Below are 21,870 nucleotides of genomic sequence, written 5' to 3' on the forward strand. Positions count from 1 at the left end.
CTTAAATAAAACTTAGTGGATTTATAAACTCTTGTTAATACTGTTTTTAGATAGCATTAGCCACAATATACCCACTTGTCCATGCATTCTGAAAATTGAATCCGCCAGTGATGGCATCGATATTTACAATTTCTCCAGCAAAATATAGATTTTCATGCAATTTGCTTTCCATGGTTTTGAAATTGATTTCCTTTAAATCGATTCCACCAGCGGTTACAAATTCTTCTTTAAAAGTACTTTTTCCGTTGACTTGAAAAGTTCCTTTTGTTAATTGATTGGCTAGATTTTGCAAGTGCGTTTTCGACAAGTCGGCCCATTTGGTCTCCACTTCAATTCCGGAAGCAAGAACCAAGCTTTCCCATAGTCTATTGGTAATTTCGAAAGGGGATTTCTTAGAAACCGATTTTTTAGCGTGTTCCTGTTTTAAGTCTTTTAATTTTTTCTCAACATCCGCTGTGTCTTCATCATTCAACCAATTTACAAAAATGGTAAACAGATAATTTTTGTCATGCAAGATACGGGCGCCCCAAGCGGAGAGCTTCAAAATTGCCGGTCCGCTCATTCCCCAGTGTGTAATTAATAAAGGTCCTGTCGATGTGAGTTTGGTGTCTTTTACGGTTACGGTTACTTGTGCCGCAACTCCGGGTAATTCTTTTATTCTGGAATCTTTGATGTTGAAAGTGAATAGGGAAGGAACGGGGCTAACTACTGCATGACCAAAATTTTGAAGCATCTCCCAAACTTTCGGATTGCTGCCCGTGGCTAGAATTAACTTTTCGACAATATAATTTTCGGTTTGTGTTTCTATCTTCCAGACGTTTTCTTTTTTAAAAATAGATTGTACACTTTGTCCGGTAAGAAGCGAGATTCCTAGTTTTTGAGTTGCTTTCAAGAAACAATCAATAATGGTTTGTGACGAATTCGAAACAGGGAACATGCGTCCGTCTGCTTCAATTTTAAGTTCTACGCCATGTTTTTCGAACCATTCAATCGTGTCGCCAGAGCAAAACTGATGAAACGGACCACGTAGTTCTTTTTCCCCACGAGGGTAAAATTTCACTAATTCGTTCGGCTCAAAAATAGCGTGCGTGACGTTGCATCTTCCACCGCCGGAAATTCTAACTTTTTGCAAAACATCTGCACCGCGTTCTAAAATTGCGACTTTCAGTTTTGGATTTTTCTCCACAATATTAATTGCTGTAAAAAAACCCGCTGCGCCGCCGCCTACTATTATTATATCAAAATTCTGATTCATTTTTTAACCATTAAGAGAGTTAAGATTTTTAAGTTTACTCATCAGCTAACCTTGAAAAATATTCGTTAATTAAAGGTTTGCATGATTTTGTTATATTGAGAGTATTAAAATTGATGAGTAGCCCTTGTGGAATACTTAATAGTTTCATGTAGGTTAGTAGTTTAGCTTCATCAATTGGGTGAAATTTTTCAACTGTTTTTAACTCTACAATGATAGTGTCATTTACTAGTAAATCCAAACGTAATGGGTGCGCGAGTTCTAAATCATAGTAATTTATTTCAATATTTAATTGTTGTTTTACATTATACCCGTTTTTTTCTAGCTCATATTTCAAGCATTCTTCATAAATTTTTTCTAGTAAACCTGGTCCTAGTTTTTTATGAACTTTTATGGCGTAACCAATAATTTCATAAGATAATTGCGTTATCTCTTTTTTTGTCATAAACTTAATTATTTACCTCGTTGCTTAATTGACTTAAATCGCTTATTGGTTTAAAAATAAAATGTTGTTTGGAATAATGCCTCTGATAATATTAAAATTTAACTTCATTTTTTTAACCATTAAGAAAGTTAAGATTTTTAAGTATTTGTTGTAAAATAAACTATTTAACTCGTTACTTGATTGACTTAAATCACTTAATGGTTTAAAAGAAAATATTTTGTTGAGGATACAAAATTAAATTAAAATATCCTGGTTCATATTCTATTTGGGAAATCAGTGATGATTCCGTTTACGTGGAATGTTTTTATTTTTTGTATGTCTTCTAATTCATTGATGGTCCAGGGGAAAACCTGCAATCCTTTTTCTTGTATTTGCGCGGTGTTTTCTTTTGTCAATAAATGAAAATGTGGGTGAATGGATTTTGCCTGAATGAATTTGGCAAAAGCCAAAGCCAAGTCTAAATCGGTTTCTGTTAATACGCCAATAGGAATTTTATCATTTAAAAATGCCACTTGCTGCAACGCATTCCAATCAAAACTGGAAACTAAAAATCGGTCGTATTTCCAGCCTTTTTTAGCGACATACTTTTCAATTAGTGAAACTACTTTATCCGTAGCCTCATAACTTTTGATTTCAATATTGATAAAACAGTCTTGGTTTGCCAAATCAAAAACCTCTTTCAAAGTTGGAATTTTATGTGTACCATCTATTCGAAAAGCATTCAATTCGCGCAAAGATAATGTATTTACAAAACCTTTTCCGTTGGTCGTTCGGTCAATGGTTTCGTCGTGAATAACGATTATTTCACCATCAGTACTCAAATGCACGTCGAGCTCAATGCCGTCCACTTGCATGTCTAATGCTTTTTGGAAAGAGACTAATGTATTCTCAGGTTCATATCCTTTTGCGCCACGATGTCCAATTTTGAGCATTGTCTATAATTTTTGGTAAAGGTAAACATAAAAAAAAACGCCTTCATTTCTAAAGGCGCTTGGATGAAATTATTTTGAAAATTATTTATTTAATTCCAATAAAACAATATCGAATTCAGTATTGATTGTCACTTTTCCATTTACAACTCGTACTTCTTTTCCGGAGTATGCATCTGTTAATAAGGTGCCGTTCGCAAAAATGGTTTCAACTGAAATTTCTTTGGCACCAATTTTTAAATCCAATGCAACTACCACTTTATCGATATATTCTCCTTTAGAAAATGTTCTGGAAAAAGTATACGGTTGCGTCGAAATTTGCTGGTGAATTCCTGCTCCAACTGATGGATGATTTTTTCTGAATTGACCTAATTTTTGCCAATGCAACAATGTTTTTTGAGTTTCAGGATTTGATTTTATGGCCTCCCAATTCATAAAAGATCGTAAAGTTGCATCGCCTTGTGTTCCTTCAATTACTAATGAACGAGCGCTTTCGTCACCGTAATATACTTGTGAAACTCCAGGCGAAAGTAATAATTTAGTTCCTGTTTCTCTGTTTTTATTGCGTTTGGCATCAAATGGTGCGCCATCATCGTGCGAAGACATATAGTTCAAAACGCTATATTTTTTTAACTCATTGTTCAGCTTGTTTGAATATTTAGAGAAAATAAATTCATAGTCTTTCTGGGCATCCCATTTGAATTCGAAATTGATCATGTTGTTAAAACCATTGATGAAATAGTTTACTTTTTTGTCTCCAAAATCAAAATCTTGTCCGCCGCTAATTCCATAATTATAGACTTCGGCAATGGTGTAAAAGGAATTGTTGTCTAATACTTTTGTTGGGTTGTTTTTCTTCCAAGTTTCAAATGCGTACTCACATTGGGTCTTGAAATCGGCCCAAACCGTTTCATCGGTGTGTTTTACAGTGTCGCCTCTGTATCCGTCAATTCCGTATTCCGTAATATAATCCGTCAACCATTTGATGATGTAATATTTTGGAGCTCTTGGATATCCAGTGCGAGCAAAAAACGCATCGATTTCTTTTATTTCTTGTTCGTAGCGGCCTTCTTTTTTCCATTTTTCGGCAAGAAAAGGAGGTAAAGCAACATTTTGTAGACTCTCTGTTTTTATATCCGGAAGATTAGAAACTAGCGTGCAGGCAGTTGTGTTCTCAAACGATTTGTAATCGCAATTGGGTCCCGTTCTCACCCAGTCATTTGGCCAAACCGTATCTTCAGCAGTAACAGGTCCTGTATGATTGATTACACCATCCAGAATAATTCTGATTCCGTGTGCATGTGCTTTTTCTACTAATGCTTTTAAGTCTTCTTTGGTTCCAAAGTTAGGATCTAAGTTCGTCCAGTCTCTGGCCCAATACCCGTGAAAGCCATAACTTAAGCCTGTTCCTTCGTCAACACCATCGTGAATTTGTTCCACTATTGGTGTAAACCAAATGGCATTGATTCCTAGTTTATCAAAATAGCCTTCGTCAATTTTTTGAGAAATTCCTTTGATATCGCCACCTTCAAAACCACGAAGTTTTCCTGTCGTTTTGGTTCTATTGAAGTTTACATCATTTGAAGCATCACCATTGTTAAAACGGTCTGTCATCAGGAAATAAACATTCGCCCCTTCCCAAACGAAAGGTGTTCTGTTACTCTCAGCAATCTTTTTTGTGCTGGAACAACTGCTTAAAATTGTCATGGTTAATATTAAAAGTGTAATTGAATATTTTTTCATTTTTTTAGTATTAAATGATTTGTTTCTTAGCTGTTTGATGTGGTTTGTGTTACTTCAATTCTAAAATCAAAACCGATTTAGGTTCTATTATTATTTCGTTTGATACGTCAAATGTAAGTTCAGAAATGACATCTTTTCCTGTTTTGAAGTTCTTAATGTTTTCTTTGAATCTATCGGTTTTTATTGTTTTAGTTTCGTTGCTGTTGTTTATTAAAACCATCACTGTTTCATTATTGTTGTATCTAAAATAGGCATACACATTGTTCTCTGGAATGTAGTGCGTCATTTTTCCAGTATGAATAGCTGTTTTTGCTTTGCGCCAAGTGAATAATTTAGTCGTAAAATCAAAGTATTCGTTTTGGGTTGCAGTTCGTCCTTCTTTGGTAAATGCATTGTTCGAATCTCCATTCCAACCGCCGGGAAAATCTTGACGAATAGCTGCATCTCCCTTGTCCTTATTGCCTGCCATGCCTATCTCGCTACCATAATACAATTGTGGAATACCACGCATGGTTGCTAAAACGGTCATGGCCATTTTATATTTTCTTATGTCGTTTCCGTACGTTTCATTGATTCGATTGGTGTCATGATTCTCCGCAAAGATTAAGATGTTGCTTGGGTTTGGATATAGAAAATCATTAGTGAAATTGTCATACAATTTCATCATTCCTTTATCCCAACCGCCATCGTCTTCGTTGAATGCTTTTGTTGTGGCTTCGTAAAGTGTAAAGTCCATTACACTTGGTAAGTAAGAATTATAATTTTGGATGGCTGCAATTTTACTGTCCTTTTGCCAATACGCCATTTGCGCCTGACTTTGCATCCATATTTCGCCTACAATATTAAAATTGGGATATTCATCGGTGATAGATTTGGTCCAAGTTGCAATTCCTTTTGGATCTGAATAGTTATAGGTGTCTACTCTAAATCCATCCAAATCACATGATTCAATCCACCAAATCGCATTTTGAATGAGGTATTTTAAAGTTAATGGATTTTTTAAATTCAAATCAGGCATGGTGGGAACAAACCAACCGTCTATCGCTGTTTTTTTATCAATTTCAGCTGCGTTGATGTCATGAATTACTGTTCGCTTGTGATTGGTTTGGGTGTAGGTTTCAAATTGATTGATCCATTCTTTTGTAGGTAGATCTTTGATCATCCAATGTTCAATACCCCAATGATTGGTTACATAATCCATCACGAGCTTCATTTTTCGTTTGTGCATTTCTGCTGCTAGTCTTGCATAGTCTACATTGGTTCCATAGTGCGGATCAATTTTATACACATCAGATTGTCCGTAGGTGTGATACGAATAAGCTGCATCATTATCCTCGCAAAGTGGCGTACTCCAAATTGCAGTAGCGCCAAGTGACGCAATATAATCTAGGTTTTTTATGATTCCTTCAATATCGCCACCGTGTCTTCCGCCAGGTAATTCTCTGTTGTGTTTTTCTTTGGTATTGTTTTCATTATCGTTATTGTTGTTACCATTGGCAAATCGGTCAGGCATTAATAAATACATCATATCCGAAGAATCAAAGCTTTTGCGTTCTGCAGAATTTTCTCTTCGTTTCTTGAGACTGTATTTTTGTGTAATGGTTGCTGTGTTGTTTTTAAAAGTAAAATCTAAATCAGATGCAGTCACTTTTTTGGTGTCAATGGTGACAAAAATATAGTTGGGATTTTCGGTTTTTGTAATGTTCGTAATTTTTATACCATTAGAAACGGAAACTTTATTTTGTGCAATATCTTTCCCGTAAAATAGTATTTGCAATTCTGGATTTTGCATACCTGCATACCAAAAAGGAGGTTCCATTTTGTCGATTTGAGCGTTTAAAGTTAAAGACATAAAAAAAAGGAATAAAGTTGTTTTTTTTAGGAAGCTTTTATTTTGTAGCAATAAAGGAATCATTTTATTCATTATTAAGTCTGTTTTTAGTGTTTTAATTTTTTTCTCCTCAAGACGAAGTTGAATTCTCTCTTGAATTCTCTCTTGTATTTTAAATGGTTACAAATCAAACAATCCCAATGAAAATTGGGATTGTTTTTAATGTTACATGTCTTTTAATCAAATGTTAGAAGGAACGATACTTGCGAACAATTTTTGATTATACTGTAGCTAAATGTTCCGAGTTAACCAAAACTGGCTTTCCATTTACCATGATTTCTAATTCGTGATTGCCATCAACTGAAAAAATAGTCTCTTTATGATTGATTGCGACTGTCAAAATCTGGTTTCTGAAATTAATTTTAAACGAATACCCCTTCCATTCTTTTGGAATTTTTGGGGAAAAATGAAGCGTATCGTCTTTAATTCGCATTCCTCCAAAACCTTCCACAATGCTCATCCAAGTTCCTGCCATTGAGGTAATATGACAGCCTTCTTCCACTTCTTTGTTGTAGTCATCTAAATCCAAGCGTGAAGTTCTTAAATAGAACGTGTACGCCATATCCATTTTGTCTAATAAAGCGGCTTGAATTGAGTGTACGCAAGGCGAAAGTGAACTTTCATGAACGGTGAACGATTCGTAAAATTCAAAGTTGTTTTTCAGTTCTTCCTTGCTAAAATGATCTTCAAAGAAATAGAAACATTGCAAAACATCAGCTTGTTTGATGTATGGCGAACGTAAAATTCTATCCCAAGACCATTTTTGATTGATTGGTCTTTGGTTTGTGTCTAAATCGGCTACGCGAACCAATTCCTTGTCTAAGAAACCATCTTGCTGCAAGTAAACGTTATGTTCTTCCGAAAAAGGAAAGTACATAGCATCCGAAACTTTTTTCCAAGATTGCAATTCCGCGTCTGTGATTTTTACTTTTTCGGTAATTCTCTTGTGATCAACGGGATATTCCAGAGATACTTTCTGAATTTGTTCGTACGTATATTCCAAACACCATTTTGCAATATAATTGGTATAGAAATTATTGTTTACGTTGTTCTCGTATTCATTTGGACCCGTAACTCCAAGGATTACGTATTGGTTTAAATTAGTAGAAAAATTCGCTCTTTGATACCAGAAACGAGCAATACCAATAAGTACTTCTAATCCTTTTTCAGGAATGTAACTGTAGTCTCCTGTATATCTATAAAAGTTATAAATGGCAAAGGCAATGGCTCCGTTTCTATGAATTTCTTCAAACGTAATTTCCCATTCGTTATGGCATTCTTCACCGTTCATAGTAACCATTGGGTACAAAGCAGCGCCATTTGTAAATCCTAATTTAGCGGCATTTTCTATTGCTTTGTCTAATTGATTGTAGCGGTACGTCAATAAATTTCGGGCTACTTCTTGGTCTTTGGTTGCCATGTAAAACGGAATGCAATAGGCCTCGGTATCCCAATACGTAGATCCACCATATTTTTCACCAGTAAATCCTTTCGGTCCGATATTTAATCGAGAATCTTTTCCTAAATATGTTTGGTTCAACTGAAAAATATTGAAACGAATTCCTTGTTGTGCTTTTACATCGCCATCAATAGTAATGTCTGACATTTCCCAAATTTTCGCCCACGCATCAATCTGCTCTTGTAGTAATTGGTCATAGCCCAAAGTTAAGGCGGCTTGTATGGCTTTTTCGGCAGCGGTTACCGTGTTGTCATGGTTTAAAGAAACCGTGTAACCACCAATTTTCTGAATGGATGATTTTTGGCCTTGAGCCACAATTACATCATAGCTAAACTGAATTTTATCTGCAGTTGCGTCAATATTGGATGGCGAAATACTTGTTTTTTCACCATTTGTCAAAATGTTATTGTGCATGAAAGTGGTCACCTTGAAATACGTTTTGAAGGTTTGAGCCGTTACAAAAGCTTCATTTCCTGATTTTTTAACATCAAGAGGTTCCCAAAATTTTTCTTCCCAATTGGCATCTTCATTGCTAACACCAGCGTCGATATAGGGCTTGTAAACTATTTTTGAGTCCTTGTTCAAAGACGTAATTTCGTAATTGATAACTCCCACTTCGTCTAGAACGATTGATAGAAAACGACGAATAGAAACTGCGATTTCGGTTCCGTTATTTAAAGTAGCTTCAAAAGAACGATGGTACCAGCCTTCTTTCATGTTGAGTTCCCGACGAAAATTTTTCACGTTGGAACACGCATTCAGATCAAATTTTTCCCCGTTGATTTCAATATCGATTCCAATCCAGTTGGGTGCATTTAAAACTTTAGCAAAATATTCTGGATAACCGTTTTTCCACCAGCCTACTTTTGTCTTGTCGGGATAGTAAATTCCAGCAATATAACTTCCTTGGAATGTTTCGCCAGTATAATTTTCTTCAAAATTAGCACGTTGTCCCATAGCACCATTGCCAATGCTGAACAAACTTTCAGACGATTTCACGCGCTCTACATCAAATCCTTCTTCTATGATGGACCAATTGTCTGGTTTTATATAATCTTGATTCATTTTTTTCTAATTTAAAATTCAATGATTTTAAAATTCAAAGATTGTTATGGTTCACATACAATCTGATCCTTTTTTCTTGTTTTTGAATCTTGTTTTTTATTCTTTAATCAATTCTTCTATGAAGTGCGTGTCAATTGCGGTAAAATCTTTAAAGATATATTTTGCTTCATGCAACGTAGATGCTTCTCCAATTCCTATGCTGGTCATATTCCCAATATTGGCAGCCTGAACTCCCGCCACTGAATCTTCAAAAACGATCGAATTTTCTGGAGTAATGTTTAGCAATTTTGCAGCCATCAAGAAAACTTCCGGATCTGGTTTGGCATTGGTCACATCATTTCCATCTACAACTGCATCAAAATACGAAAGCAAACCTATTTTTTCTAGAATAGGTCGGGCATTCTTGCTAGCTGAACCTAGTGCAATAGGTTGGTTGTTGTCTTTCAGAAATTGTAAAATTGTAAAAACTCCTGGCAGAATTTCACTTTCATCCATATCAACTAAATACGATAAATAGTCTTCGTTTTTTTGAAAGAGCCATCGGTCTTTATCTTCTTGCGAAGTGGTTACTTTTCCTAATTCTAATATAATGTCTAAAGAGCGTACACGGCTAACTCCTTTTAATAATTCATTGTGCTCGAGTGTAAATTCGATATTCAATTCATTCGCGATTTTTTGCCACGCTAAATAATGGTATTTAGCCGTATCTACAATCACCCCGTCTAGGTCGAATATAAATGCTTTCGTATTCATTATTGTTGTTTTATTACGTCATCAACATCTTTTACTTTCACTACTAAAATTGCAGCAATCAAGAAGCTGATGCCACTTGTAACTAATGCAAATATGGCATTGTCATTGTATACATATTTAACTAACGGTCCGCCAATCAAGGCATTGATAATTTGGGGAATAACGATAAAGAAGTTGAAAATACCCATGTAAACTCCCATTTTCATTGGAGAGATTGATCCGGCTAATATGGCATATGGCATCGATAAAATACTTGCCCAAGCGATTCCAACACCAATCATCGATAAGATAAGCCAGTCTTCATTGGGTACAAAATAGACGGAAATTAATCCGAGTCCACCAATAATTAAGGAGATAGAATGCGTTAATTTTCGTCCTATTTTTTTTGCAATATACGGTAGTGCAAAGGCATAGAAAGCAGAAACTAAATTGTAAATTCCAAAAAGGACTCCAACCCAGTCTCCTGCGTTTTGATAAGCTTCACTTTTGCTGTCTGAAATAGGTAAGCCATAAATATGATGTGCTATAGCTGGAGTGGTGAAAACCCACATTCCAAAAAGACCAAACCAAGAGAAAAATTGTACCCAGCTTAATTGTCGCATTGTGGTAGGCATTTTTCTGAAATCTTCAAAAATGTCTGATAAACTGGATTCTTTAGCATTGGCATCTGCAATTTTAGTTTCCCGATGTGCCATTTCATCCTCAAATTGTAGTAATTCATCGGGAGAATATTCTTTGGTCGTAAATATGGAAACCAAAATCGAGCCAACAAGAATAATGGCTCCAATTACAAATGATAAAATCAAGTGCATAGGAACGCCGCCATCCTCATTTCGGTTGGAAACACCAAACCAATTTGTTAAAACATACGGTAACCATGAACCAATAACAGCACCAAAGCCAATTAATGCCGTTTGTACGCTAAACCCCAGTGTTCTTTGGTCTGTTCTTAAATTATCTCCCACTAAAGCTCTGAAAGGTTCCATGGCGATATTAAAAGACGCATCCATAATCATCAGCATTCCGGCACCAACCCATAAGGCAGGTAGAAAAGCGATAAAAATTTCGGCTTGAGGCATTAATATTAGTCCAATTGAGGCTAACAAAGCACCTACTAAAAAGAAAGGTTTTCTTCTTCCGAATTTCCCCCACGTTTTGTCGCTGTAATGTCCTATAATAGGCTGAACGATAAGTCCCATAAGAGGGGCAATTATCCAAAACCAAGATAGTTCATGTACATCTGCGCCAAAAATTTGAAGAATTCTGCTGGCATTAGCATTTTGAAGGGCAAAACCCATCTGTATTCCTAGAAATCCAAAACTCATGTTCCAGATTTGCCAGAAACTTAACTTACGCTTTTCCATTATCGTAATTTAAAAAAATTAATACGATAAGCGCTATGCTTATCAAAACTTACCTTATTTTCGAAGTAAAAGTTAAAGCTTTGATGGGTAAATATAAAAATATATTTTTAACTTTTGTTTGGGGTAAACAAAAATTCGAGATCTTTTTCAACTACAACCTTGTAGTTGCGAAAAATTAACATTTAAAGTTTAATAAGTTGATTCTCTTTCTATCAAATGGGTTTCAATTATCTCTGTTTTGTAATTTTCGTCCTCTTCCTCTTCTTCTGATTCGAGTCTTTCAATTAACATTTTGGCGGCTTTATTGCCCATTTTAATTCCATTCTGGCTTACAGTTGAAATAGTAGGTGTAGAATATTTAGAAATAATACCATCTGTGAAGGCAATAACAGCAAGGTCTTTTGGGACATTTAACCCAATTTTATTGGCAGTTTTGATAATGGTTACCGCAAAAAGTTCGTTTACTGCAAAAACAGCATCAATGGCTTTATCTTCTAATAATTTTCCAATGGTGATTTCGCAGGTATCAATGTCTTCAATTTTTATGATTAGATTCTCATTAAATGGAATTCCGTTGTCTAGAAGTGCTTTGATATAGCCATCGGTTCTCAGTTTACCCACAGATACGTAATCAACTGTGGTAACCAAGGCAATTTTTTTCCGTCCTTTATTAATCAAACTTTGTACCGCTTCGTAAGCAGCGTGTTTGTCATCGATAATGACTTTATCACAAAGAATATCATTGGTTACACGGTCAAACATAACTACAGGCATTCCTTGATTAATCACTTCGGTAATATGGTGAAAATCACCTCTGAATTGGGTCTCCTTAGAAAGTGACATGATAAAACCATCAATACTTCCATTAGCGAGCATTTCCATATTAAGAACCTCTTTGTCAAAGGAATCGTCCGAAAGGCAAATGATGACACTATAGCCGTGTTCATTGGCAACTTGTTCAATTCCATTGATGACCGTGGAGAAAAAGTGGTGTACAATTTCAGGAATAATGATTCCTATAGCTTTGGTCTTTCTATTTTTTAAGCTCAGTGCAATATTATTGGGTTTGTAATTATAAAATTTGGCAAAAGCCTGCACTTTGAGTCTGGTTTCTTCGCCTATTTCAAGGCTGTTTCGCAATGATTTTGAAACGGTAGAAATGGAAACGTCTAATTCTTTTGCAATTTGTTTCAGCGTTATTTTCCTTTTCATATTGTTTTGGGGGGAATAAATTTATTTCGTAATAAAGATAAAATTAAATTTTAGAAATGATAATTAAAGTGACAAAAAATTATGTAAATCAGAAAGTTTTCAACACTATTACGTTTTCGTAACTCAAATAAGAATTCCTATTGTTGGGGTATACTAAATTTTACATAAATTTAACATTCGAAGTACTAGTTAAACTTAAAACTAAACCAAAAAATTAAATTAAATTAAACAAAAAGTATGAAAACAATTTACAAAAAGTTGTTAATTTTAGTACTGCTACTCCCTTTTAGTATTCTGGCTCAGAATACTGTGGGTGGATCTGTTGTTGATAAAGTATCAGGACAGCCTCTTCCGGGTGTAAATGTAAATGTTCAAGGTTCCTCTAATGGTGTCTCAACAGGTTTTGATGGTACATATCAGTTGACAAATGTCAAAAACGGAGATAAAATATTATTTTCTTACATAGGATACAAAAATAGCGTTGTAGGCTATGCTGGTCAAAAATCACTAAATGTTACATTAGAAGAGGACGCCAATCAATTGAAAGAGGTTGTAGTACAAGTCGGTTACGGTACCGTTAAGAAAAAGGATGCCACAGGAGCAGTGACCGTTTTAAGTACTAAAGATTTTAATAAAGGAGCTAACGTTACTGTTGAAAACTTACTAAATGGTAGAGTTGCTGGTGTGACCATTAATACTAGTGGCGCTCCAGGTTCAGGTTCTCAAATTAGAATTCGTGGAGGTTCCTCTTTATTTGCAAGTAATGATCCATTAATTGTTATTGATGGATTGCCTATAGAGAATAACTCAGACAAAAACTTTGGTTCAACTTCTATTTTAGCATCATTAAATCCTAGTACTATAGAATCCATGACTATATTGAAAGATGCTTCTGCTACCGCAATTTACGGTTCGCGTGCGTCAAATGGTGTTATTATCATTACTACAAAAAAGGGAGGAAAAACACTTGCGGTAGATTACAACTTTCAATACGGAAGTGGGGAACTCGTTAAAACCACAGATGTATTTGATGCTGCGGCTTTCCGAGCAATTATTGCAGAAAAACGTCCTGCAGATGTATCAAAATTAGGAGCTGCTAACACTGATTGGCAAAAAGCGATTTATAGAAAAACAGATTTTGTTGACAACAATATTTCTTTGAGAGGAAATTTATTTAATGCGATTCCAACTCGTCTGACAATAGGGAATACGTATCAAGAAGGATTGCGATTAACGAATATGTTTAATAGAAGTACAGTTGGTCTAGCATTAAATCCATCTTTTCTTAAAGATCATTTGAAAATAAAGTTAAATGCTAATTACTCTAACGAGAAAAATAGATTTGCAGATGGAGTAGAAGGTGCAGCTATTAGATTCGACCCTACACAACCTATTTACAGTGCTGGATCAATCTATGGCGGTTTTTTTGAGTATTACAAACCTAGCAACGGTGAATTGTCTGCTCAATCACCGCGTAATCCAGTTGCTCAATTATTGCAAACTTTTGATAGAGGAATTAATAATAGGTTTTTTGGTAACTTTGAATTAGATTATAAACTTCATTTCTTTCCTGCTTTGAGAGCGGTTATAAATGCTGGTTTTGATCAAGCCAATGGAGAAAGATCCAAAACGGCTTCTAGATTTGCTGCTAGCTCAGGTGCAAATAACAATATTCCTTTTGGAACAAATGAATTTTCAAAAAGCGAAAGAAAAAACAAGCTGCTGGATGCTTATTTAGTGTACAACAAGACATTTGATAAACTTGTTTTTGATGCTACAGTAGGATACTCATATCAAAAATGGGATTCATACAATTATGTTTCAGGAAACACAAATGATGCAAATTTACAACCAGCTTCTGAAGGTGGTTTCCCGAGAACTACAATTGATATAGATAGAGTAAATGTTGGATTCTTTGGTAGATCTAACTTGAATCTTAATGATAAATATCTATTAACTGTATCATTTAGAAGAGACGGTTCTTCACGTTTTGATAAAAATAATAAATGGGCAAATTTCCCGGCAGCCGCATTTGCTTGGAAAATAAAGGAAGATTTACTGCCAAACTGCACTACAGTATCTGACTTGAAATTTAGAGTAGGGTACGGTATTACTGGACAACAAGAAGTTGGTAATAACAATGACTATTTACAACAATACAATCTAGGAAGCGGTAGCTCTCAATATTATTTTGGTACAGTTGCTTTGCCTATTGCGGTTTCGGCAAGACAAAGTTCGGATTTAAAGTGGGAAGAAACAACAACGTATAATGCAGGTTTAGATTTTGGATTTTACAACAATCGGGTTTCTGGAAGCGTAGAGGTGTTTTACAAAGACTCAAAAGATTTATTAGCAGATGTAGCTACGGCAGACGGAAGTAATTTTTCGAATAGATCTTGGCAAAACATAGGAAGTTTTATAACAAAAGGAGTCGAATTTTCTGTAAGTACAGACGTTGTAAGAACAGATGATGTAAATTGGAATTTAAATTTTAATGCTACCGCTTTTGAAAGAAAGCTCACTAGTTTAAATCCTGTTTCTATTTTTGTAGGAGATAATTTGGCTGGGACAGGAACGCAAGGTCAAGTGCATCAAGTAGGTTTTGCGCCTAACTCATTCTTAGTACATAAGCAACTATATGATGCTAGCGGTAAACCGGTTGAAGGTGCCTACGAAGATTCAAATGCTGATGGTATAATCAATTCAAATGATAAGTATATTTATAAAAATCCAGATCCAAAAGCAATTTTTGGTTTTGCATCTACCTTAAATTACAAGAATCTTGATTTCTCTTTTAATTTAAGAGCAAGTGTTGGGAACCGTGTTTTTAATGCAGTTAATGCTGCAAGAGCACAATACAGACAATTAGTACCCGATTCTCAATTAGGAAACATTCCAATATCTGTTTTAGATACTGATTTTACAACAACATCAAATGTAGTTTTATCAGATTTGTATGTAGAGAATGCTTCTTTTTTAAGAATGGATAACATCACATTAGGATATACATTCCCAAAATGGTTGGAAGGGAAAGCTTCTTTACGATTATTTGCTGGAATGCAAAATGTATTTGTAATTACAGATTATTCTGGATTGGATCCTGAGGTTGCTAATAACGGAGTTGATAATACCATATACCCTAGACAACGTTCTATTTTAGGTGGGGTTAATGTTAAATTTTAATAAACAGATCATGAAAAAAATAAAATTTATTTACGTTCTATTCGCATTCGCGGCATTGCAATCGTGTACTAGTGATTTAGATGTAGTTTCTGAGGACCCACGTGTTCTTTCTCCTGAAGAATTATTTGCTACGCCAAAAGGATACAAACAAGCACTTGCTGGAGTATATGGAAATCTTAGTTTAACAGGAACAGGTGATGCAGGTTCTTCGTTTTTACAAGGAATAGATGCTGGAACAAGCCAGTTTGGAAGGTGTATGTGGTATTTACAAGACTTGACTACTGATGAGGTAATCTGGACGTATGAAAATGATGGAGGTGTAGCTGAATTGCAACGTAATACGTGGACTGCTGCTAATCCTATTTTACTAGGAATGTTTAGTAGAACTATGGCTGAGGTTGCGATTGCCAATGATTTTTTAAGACAATCTACGCCTGCCTTACTAAATTCTAGAGGGATTACTGCTCCTGCTGATGTTGCTGAAATCAATTTTTACAGAAATGAAGTACGTGTCTTGAGAGCTTTTGCTTATTACAATATGATGGACTTGTTTGGGAAAGCACCTTTTGTAACTGAAAATGATCCTTTAGATTTTAAAGGACCTCAATACGATAGAATGCAATTGTTTACTTTTATTGAAAAAGAATTAAATGAAGTTATTCCGAACTTGAAAGCGGCAAGAACAAACGAGTATGGAAGATTAGATAAAGCGATGGCTCAAATGATCTTAGCTAAAATGTATCTAAATGCTCAAGTGTATATTGGAACGCCAAAGTATACGGAATGTATGGCTAAGTGTGCTGATGTAATTGCTGGGGGTTATGTTTTAAAAACTAATTATTTAGACAACTTCAAGGCAGATAACCATACGTCATCTGAAATGATTTTTACTTTGCAATCGGATGGTGTCAGAACACAAAACTATGGTGCTTCTACGATCATTATCAACGGTCAAGTTGGATCACTTGAAGGCAATGGTGCTGAGTTTGGTGTTGGTGGTTTTGGAGGTGCTTTGAGAATTAGAAAACAATTAGTAGAAAAGTTTGATGGATCTCAATTTGCAACAGATGTAAGAAAAACATACACTGCTGGTTCAAGATCAATTGATATTGCTGACCCTACAAATGCGGCGCAAGGTTATATTTTACATAAATTTTCAAATAAAACAAGTGCAGGTGTTGCTGGTTTAAGCTCAACATTTGTAGATACTGATTTTCCATTGTTTAGATTGGCAGATGCGTATTTAATGTATGCTGAGGCACAAATGAGAAAAGATGGTGCTACAAATGCGAACACTGCTAATACTGCTTCAGCGCAATCGTTGACCTATATTAATGCATTAAGACAGAGAGCTAACAATGGTTCAACGGTTGCAAATGTGAATCAGAGTCAAGTGAATTTAGACTTCATAATTGATGAAAGAGCTAGAGAATTACATTGGGAAGGACACAGAAGACAAGATTTAATTCGTTTTAATAAATACGGTGGCGGAAGCTATAATTGGGCCTGGAAAGGAAATATTGCTAACGGAACTTCCTTTGGAACCAATTTAAATGTTTTTCCACTTCCTTCAGCTTCAATAGCAGCAAATCCAAATCTGAAACAAAACATTGGATATTAGACTAATATAAAATTTATAAAGATGAAAAACACAATTAAATTAGTAATTGCTTTCATCAGCTTCCTTACCTTATCATGTACGGAAGATGTTGAAACTAAAATTGCAGCTGAGAAAGCAACTGGAATTACCCTATTGGCTCCTACTTCTAGTTTTAATTTAGTTCTAGAAGGGACTAAGTTAAATGACTTAGCTACAACGTTTGTATGGAATGACACTTCAAATAGCACTGCGGGTACAACTGTAAGCTACACTATTGAAGCAGCTAAGGCAGGTACAAATTTTGCTGTACCTGTGGTAATAGGAACACCAACAACCAGTTTGTTTAAGGATGTAACAGTTGGGACTCTTGATGCTGTAGCGAAAACATTGGGTTTGCCTTTCGTTGTGGAGAGCGCTATTGATGTTCGTGTTAAATCATCAGCTGGAGTTTCAAACGTTTTTACACTAAAGGTTACTCCTTACCAACCAAATTGGGGAATTATCGGGAGTGCAACGCCAAAAGGGTGGGATGCAAGTACGGATATGACGTACAATGCTGCAGCTGGTACCTATTCAATTTCACTTGGTTTAACTACTGGAGAATTAAAGTTTAGATTAGATAACAGTTGGGCTACTAACTTTGGTGATGATGGAAATAACCTATCACTTGACGCTGGTGGAAGTAACATTGCCGTAACTGCAGGAGATTACACCATCACGGCTAACTTTACTACTAAGACGTACACAATAACTCGCCTTACTAATGCGTGGGGAATTATTGGAGACGCAACTCCAACAGGATGGGGTGCAGACACCCTTATGGATTATAATCCTACGACTCAAAAATATTCTATCACTGTGAAAATGAAAGCAGGTCAGTTTAAATTCAGATTAAATCGTGATTGGGGAACTAATTATGGCGATAATGGAAACAATTTATCCCTAGATTCAGGAGGTGATAATATTGCTGTAAAGACTGCCGGGAATTATTATATCACGGCTGATTTTAATGGATTGAATTATACTATTAAACAATTATAAATACAAACAGTATGAAAAATATATCTAAATTATTAATTGCTATTTTAAGTATAGCATCAGTTTCATGTACTGATGAAATTTCAAATAGAGAAGAGTTAACCGCTAGTGTGGCTCCTCAGTTATTAAGTCCAAAATCAGGCCTAACATTCGTTTTAGATAAAGACAAACCAAATGATATGGTAACAACCATGGTTTGGAATTATGCAGCCTATACAGGTACTGCTACCACCGTGAGTTATAGTATTGAGTTTGCTGCAGCAGGAACTAAATTTGCTGCCCCAACGGTTGTTGCAACTTCTATGGAGCGTTTTAAAAATTTTAAAGTAGGAGAATTAAATGCTGCGGTATTAGCTGCGGGTTTTGCTCCTTTTGTTGAAAGTGCAATCGATGTGCGTATTAAGTCTACAGTTGGTACTTCGGGAAGTATTGCTCAAAATTCTAATTTTTACACTATTAAAGTAACGCCATATCCAGCTTGGCCTAATTGGGGAATCATAGGAAGTGCTACCATAACAGGATGGGATTCTGATACTAATTTAGACTACAGTTTAAGCACCAAAACATACTCTATTACTATGAATATGAAAGTTGGCGAGTTTAAATTTAGACTAGATGACGGATGGAGTACTAATTTTGGAGATAATGGTAATAATTTAACATTGGATGCAGATGGTGCTAATATTCCAATTACAGTTGCAGGATCTTACAAAATAACTGCTGACTTCAATGCCAAAACGTATAAAGTTACAAAACTATAATTTTGTTGATTAACCTGAAAGAAGCTGTTCCATTTATTGTAACAGCTTCTTTTTTTTAAAAAAGTGTACTTGTATTTTGTAAAATCGATATTCTCTTTTGATTTTAAAAATAGTACATCATCTCAATTATAGGTAAAGTTTTGCCTATCAGGTCCTTTTAAATTCTAATTATTTATGAAAAAAATTATATTTTTAACGTTGTTGTTTTGCTCAATTACAGCATTTGCTCAACAACAAACAGTTATCAGTAGCATTAATCCTCCTACTTTTGAAGAAACTACTTCTATCACAATTACTATTAACGGTAGTAGTGTAGATGAATTTGCTTGGGGAGTATCTGGAAATGCTTTGTATATGTGGGCATGGTCTTTTGACATCAATGATGCAAATATTATTGATTGTCCTACTAATGGTGCTTGGACGGCGTCCAGTGAAGCGAACCGCTTTACGTACAACGCAGGTTCGGATACTTATACTAAAACCATTACACCAACTACTTTCTATAGCAGAACCGCAATTGGTAGAATAGGGTTTTTGGTCAAAGCCAAAGACGGTACGGGTGATAAAAAATCGCAAGACATATTAACTGAAGTTGGAAGTTTTCAAGTAACCTTAACTGCTCCTGCAGAAAATAGTGCTACAATAATTACATCTGGCGGAAGTTTGAGTATTGCTGCAACTAATACTGGCGGAAATGCCAGTTATGTGCTCAGGGCTAACGGTACAACTTTAAACACAAATGCTGCTACTTCGAACTACTCATATAATCATACGAGTATTGCTGTAAATCAAAATTATGAATTGCAGGTTACACAAGGAACTACAGTTATCACAAAAAAATTCAGCGCCATTGTAAACCCAAATGCGGTTAGCGAAGCATTGCCAGCTGGTTTAGTAGATGGGATTAATTATAATACCACCGATGCTACAAAAGCTATTTTAGTTGTAGATGCGCCATTTAAAGATTTTGTTTATGTGGCCGGAAGTTTCAATAATTGGCAACCTACAGCGGCATACGCTATGAAAAAAGATCCTGCCTCGACAAAATTTTGGCTAGAACTTACTGGTTTAAGCACTCCTGCTACGTATACGTATCAGTATTGGGTGGTAGACCAATCGCCTATGACAGGAACGCCTTCTTTAGTGAAAACTGCAGATCCTTATTCTACTTTAGTGTTATCTCCTTTTGATGATGGAGGTATTCCGGCTGCAAGTTATCCTAATTTGCCTGCTTATCCAGTAGGACAAGAAAGAGAAGTTACCGTTTTACAAACAGGAAAAGCTCCTTATACTTGGAGTGCGGCAACAACAAATTTTGTGAAACCAGCTAAAGAAAATTTAGTGGTATACGAATTGTTGGTGCGTGATTTTGATGCTAACAGAAGTTACCAAGACTTAATTAATAAGATTGATTATTTTAAAAATTTGAAAATTAATGCGATTGAGTTAATGCCGGTAATGGAATTTGAGGGCAATGAGAGTTGGGGATACAATACCTCTTTTCACATGGCTTTGGATAAATTCTATGGTACTTCTGATAAGTTAAAAGAGTTTATCGATTTGTGTCATCAAAATGGAATTGCAGTTATTCTTGATGTGGCGCTGAATCATGCTTTTGGAAGAAATCCAATGGTCAGAATGTGGATGAACGATTCTGATGGCGATGGTTGGGGTTCACCATCTATCGAAAATCCGTATTTTAATACAACGGCAATGCACAGCTATAGTGTAGGTGAAGATTTTAATCATCAACAGGCAAGAACGCAAAATTATGTGCAGCGTGTCATTAAACAATGGGTAGAAGAATATAAAATTGACGGATTTCGTTGGGATTTAACCAAAGGGTTTACTCAAAATTGTCCTTCTAATGTAGTTGGTGGTCAAGAGAATTGCACGGGTAGCAGACAACAGGATAGAGTAGATGTATTACGAAAATATGCTGATTATTCTTGGAATTTAGACCCAACACACTATGCTATTTTTGAACATTTAGGAACTAATGATGAAGAACAGCAATGGGCCAATTATAGATTGAATGAAACGCCTAGCAAAGGAGTTGTGATGTGGGGAATATTGACCAACGATTATAACAATTTAACAAAGGGCTACGGTGGTAATATTTCAAGAATGGTTGCATCTAGTAGAGGTTTTAATGCACACCGCTTGATGGGATATGCAGAAAGTCATGATGAGGAACGTTTAATGTATAATAATCTACAATCGGGTAATGGTTCCGCTACGACTCATGATGTGAAAACATTGTCTGTGGCGTTATCCAGAATGTCTGCTCTAGGTGCAGTTTCTTTATTAGTTCCTGGGCCTAAAATGATTTGGCAATTTGGCGAATTGGGATGGGAAAAATCAATTTTTTCTTGTAACAATGGATCGGTGAATACCTCTTCAGATGGTATATCGGGTGATTGTAAATTAGATACTAAGCCTCAACCGCAATGGACTTCTAATTGGCTCGGTGATAGTAATAGGAATAAAATTTATACCGACTGGTCTAAAATGATTACTATGAAAACCACAGAACCTGTGTTTTTAGGAACAGCCAGTATTAGCAATACGAGTACTTTATTACCGAATATTAAAATTGCGAATAATGCGTTGACATCGACTCAATTAAAGGATGTTTTAGTGTTGGCCAATTTTAATGTCACAACTCAAAATGTACCTACTGGCTTTCCCTATCCTGGAACTTGGTATAACTTAATGGATAACACTTCTTTTGTAGTTAGCGATGTCAATGCAACAATGTCAATACCAGCAGGAGAATTTAGAATCTATGGTAATAAAGTCGCTTCATTGGCGATTGCTGATTACGAAAAAGCAACTACAATTGCTTTATATCCAAATCCTGCATCTGATTATTTTACCTTAAACGAAACTGCTTCTAAAGTGCAGATTTTTTCTATCACGGGACAATTGGTAAAAAGTTTTGATACTAATCAATCGGCAGGATCTGAATTTTCAGTTAGTGATTTGAATCAAGGTCTTTACATTGTAAAGGCGTTTGATGAAAATAATGAAATGACGATATTAAAATTATTGAAAAATTAAGAATGTTTTGAATTAGTGAAAAACGGCTGTCTCTAAAAAGACAGCCGTTTTTGTATAAAAAAAACTGCTCCAGAGCTGAAGCAGTTTTTTAACAACAAATTAAAACCTAAAA

General features: G+C 35.4%; 14 protein-coding genes. 5 read left to right on the forward strand and 9 right to left on the reverse strand.

All coding sequences use genetic code 11. The features are described 5' to 3' along the window. Positions 1–46: 46 nt before the first annotated feature. From ACNQGB_RS05725 to ACNQGB_RS05765, 9 genes are all read right to left on the reverse strand, one after another. Positions 47–1,255, reverse strand: a complete 1,209-nt coding sequence (locus ACNQGB_RS05725) for a BaiN/RdsA family NAD(P)/FAD-dependent oxidoreductase (RefSeq protein ID WP_417944991.1) — start codon at positions 1,253–1,255, stop codon at positions 47–49. 34 nt (positions 1,256–1,289) lie between these two features. Beyond that, positions 1,290–1,697, reverse strand: coding sequence for a GxxExxY protein (locus ACNQGB_RS05730; protein WP_417944989.1), 408 nt, complete (start codon positions 1,695–1,697; stop codon positions 1,290–1,292). Between the two features lie 254 nt (positions 1,698–1,951). After that, positions 1,952–2,629 (reverse strand): glycerophosphodiester phosphodiesterase, encoded by a 678-nt coding sequence (locus ACNQGB_RS05735; RefSeq protein ID WP_417944987.1) that lies wholly within the window; start codon positions 2,627–2,629, stop codon positions 1,952–1,954. 81 nt (positions 2,630–2,710) lie between these two features. Next, the gene (locus ACNQGB_RS05740) at positions 2,711–4,369 is read right to left on the reverse strand and encodes an alpha-amylase family glycosyl hydrolase (RefSeq protein ID WP_417944985.1); all 1,659 of its coding nucleotides are present in this window, start codon (positions 4,367–4,369) and stop codon (positions 2,711–2,713) included. A gap of 49 nt (positions 4,370–4,418) precedes the next feature. Next, entirely contained in the window at positions 4,419–6,188 is a 1,770-nt protein-coding gene (locus ACNQGB_RS05745) for a glycoside hydrolase family 13 protein (RefSeq protein WP_417944983.1), read from the reverse strand. Positions 6,189–6,480: 292 nt separating this feature from the next. Beyond that, entirely contained in the window at positions 6,481–8,784 is a 2,304-nt protein-coding gene (locus ACNQGB_RS05750; protein ID WP_417944981.1) for a glycoside hydrolase family 65 protein, read from the reverse strand. A gap of 96 nt (positions 8,785–8,880) precedes the next feature. Beyond that, positions 8,881–9,537 (reverse strand): beta-phosphoglucomutase, encoded by a 657-nt coding sequence (pgmB, locus tag ACNQGB_RS05755; protein WP_417944979.1) that lies wholly within the window; start codon positions 9,535–9,537, stop codon positions 8,881–8,883. Further along, positions 9,537–10,901, reverse strand: a complete 1,365-nt coding sequence (locus ACNQGB_RS05760) for an MFS transporter (RefSeq protein WP_417944978.1) — start codon at positions 10,899–10,901, stop codon at positions 9,537–9,539. Before ACNQGB_RS05760 ends, pgmB begins: the two co-directional genes overlap by 1 nt. Positions 10,902–11,090: 189 nt before the next feature. After that, on the reverse strand, positions 11,091–12,113 hold the full coding sequence (locus ACNQGB_RS05765; protein ID WP_417944976.1) for a LacI family DNA-binding transcriptional regulator: 1,023 nt from the start codon (positions 12,111–12,113) through the stop codon (positions 11,091–11,093). 237 nt (positions 12,114–12,350) lie between these two features. Here ACNQGB_RS05765 and ACNQGB_RS05770 point away from each other — a divergent pair, with 237 nt between their 5' ends. The 5 genes from ACNQGB_RS05770 (at position 12,351) to ACNQGB_RS05790 (ending at position 21,758) form a co-directional block, all read left to right on the forward strand. After that, entirely contained in the window at positions 12,351–15,296 is a 2,946-nt protein-coding gene (locus ACNQGB_RS05770) for a SusC/RagA family TonB-linked outer membrane protein (RefSeq protein ID WP_417944974.1), read from the forward strand. 10 nt (positions 15,297–15,306) lie between these two features. Continuing rightward, complete coding sequence (locus ACNQGB_RS05775) at positions 15,307–16,917, forward strand: RagB/SusD family nutrient uptake outer membrane protein (protein WP_417944972.1); 1,611 nt, start codon at positions 15,307–15,309, stop codon at positions 16,915–16,917. A 21-nt stretch (positions 16,918–16,938) separates the two neighbouring features. Beyond that, positions 16,939–17,937: a SusE domain-containing protein gene (locus ACNQGB_RS05780; protein WP_417944970.1), complete on the forward strand. Its 999-nt coding sequence runs from the start codon at positions 16,939–16,941 to the stop codon at positions 17,935–17,937. A gap of 11 nt (positions 17,938–17,948) precedes the next feature. Continuing rightward, positions 17,949–18,695, forward strand: a complete 747-nt coding sequence (locus tag ACNQGB_RS05785) for a SusE domain-containing protein (protein WP_417944968.1) — start codon at positions 17,949–17,951, stop codon at positions 18,693–18,695. A 174-nt stretch (positions 18,696–18,869) separates the two neighbouring features. Then, positions 18,870–21,758 carry an alpha-amylase family glycosyl hydrolase gene (locus ACNQGB_RS05790; protein WP_417944966.1) on the forward strand — a complete coding sequence of 963 codons (2,889 nt, stop codon included), beginning with the start codon at positions 18,870–18,872 and terminating at the stop codon, positions 21,756–21,758. Positions 21,759–21,870 lie beyond the last annotated feature (112 nt).

Source organism: Flavobacterium frigidum, from assembly GCF_048286795.2.